Annotated in this window: 1 protein-coding gene; it reads right to left on the bottom strand. The window is 68.5% G+C overall.

Annotation, left to right across the window (positions count from 1 at the left end; all coding sequences use genetic code 11):
* Nucleotides 1-1,172 (bottom strand): IS3 family transposase gene (locus IE265_RS38030; RefSeq protein ID WP_190040371.1). Its coding sequence is split into 2 segments (ribosomal slippage), with 1,173 coding nucleotides annotated over them: nucleotides 1-881 and nucleotides 881-1,172; the frame shifts between segments, so codons are not numbered across the junction. This gene is flagged as partial in the annotation.
* Nucleotides 1,173-1,177: the final 5 nt, after the last annotated feature.

Raw genomic sequence — 1,177 nt, 5'->3', positions numbered from 1 at the left:
GTGGAGGGCGTTCTCAAAGGCGATCGGTGATCGTTGTCCGAGGCGGGAGTGTCGGCGTCGGGTGTTGTAGCGGTGGAGCCATCGGAAGGCGTCGAGTCGGGCCTCACGCTCGGTCGGCCAGCTTTTTCGTCCTTGCAGAGTCTCGCGTTTGAAGGTCGCGTTGAAGGACTCGGCGAGTGCGTTGTCCGCGCTGGACCCGACCGCGCTCATGCTTCGCCGAACCCCTGCTGACCTGCAGGCTTCGGCGAAAATTCTGCTCGTGTACTGAGCTCCGTGGTCGGTGTGCATGATCGATCCGGCGAGACTGCCGCGGGTGCGGATCGCCGCGGCCAGGGCGTCGGTGACGAGGTCCGCGCGCATGTGGTCGGCGATCGCCCAGCCGGCCAGACGGCGTGATGCGAGGTCGATGACGGTCGCCAGGTAGCAGAACTTCCCGCCCTCGATGGGCAGGTAAGTGATGTCGCCGACGTACTTCGTGTTCGGCCTGTCCGCGGTGAAGTCGCGGCCGATCAGGTCCGGGGCCTTGGCGGCGGCCGGGTCAGAGACGGTTGTGCGGTGCCGGCGGCGCAACCGGACCCCTTCGATCCCGGACGTCCGCATGATCCTTGCGACGCGCTTGTGATTGACCGCGACACCGCTCTCCTCGCGGAGCTCGGCGGTGATCCTCGGGGCTCCGTAGGTGCCGTCCGATTCCTGGTGCACCGCCCGTATCCGGGCGGCCAGGCGGGCGTCGGCCGCCTGCCGGGCGGCCCGGTCCGCAGCCGTCCGGCGCCAGTAGTAGAAGCTCGAGCGGCTGACGCCGAGGATGCTGCAGAGCCGCTTCACGCCGTGACGGCGGTGGAGGTCGGCGACGCACTGGAAGCGGTTCACCAGCGCGTCTCCCCGGCGAAATACTTCGCCGCTTTGCGCAGGATCTCCCGTTCCTCCTCCAGCTCACGGACCTTCTTCCGCAAGGCGGCGTTCTCCGCCTCCAGCGGTGCCGGCGGCAGGGCTGGTTCCTGTGTCCGCCGTCCTCGGGGACGGCTCACCCCGGCTGCCCGGACCCAGTTCCGCAGCGTCTCCGGGTTGATCCCCAGATCGGCCGCGACCGACCTGATCGTCGCTTCCGGCCGCGACTCGTACAGCGCGACCGCGTCCGCCTTGAACTGCGGCGGGTAGTTCTTCATGACCACGAGAT

The organism is Streptomyces fructofermentans (genome assembly GCF_014651055.1).
Taxonomy (GTDB): Bacteria; Actinomycetota; Actinomycetes; order Streptomycetales; family Streptomycetaceae; genus Streptomyces; species Streptomyces fructofermentans.
The sequence above is the reverse complement of the archived record's forward strand: the minus strand, read 5'-3'. Positions and strand labels throughout refer to the sequence as shown.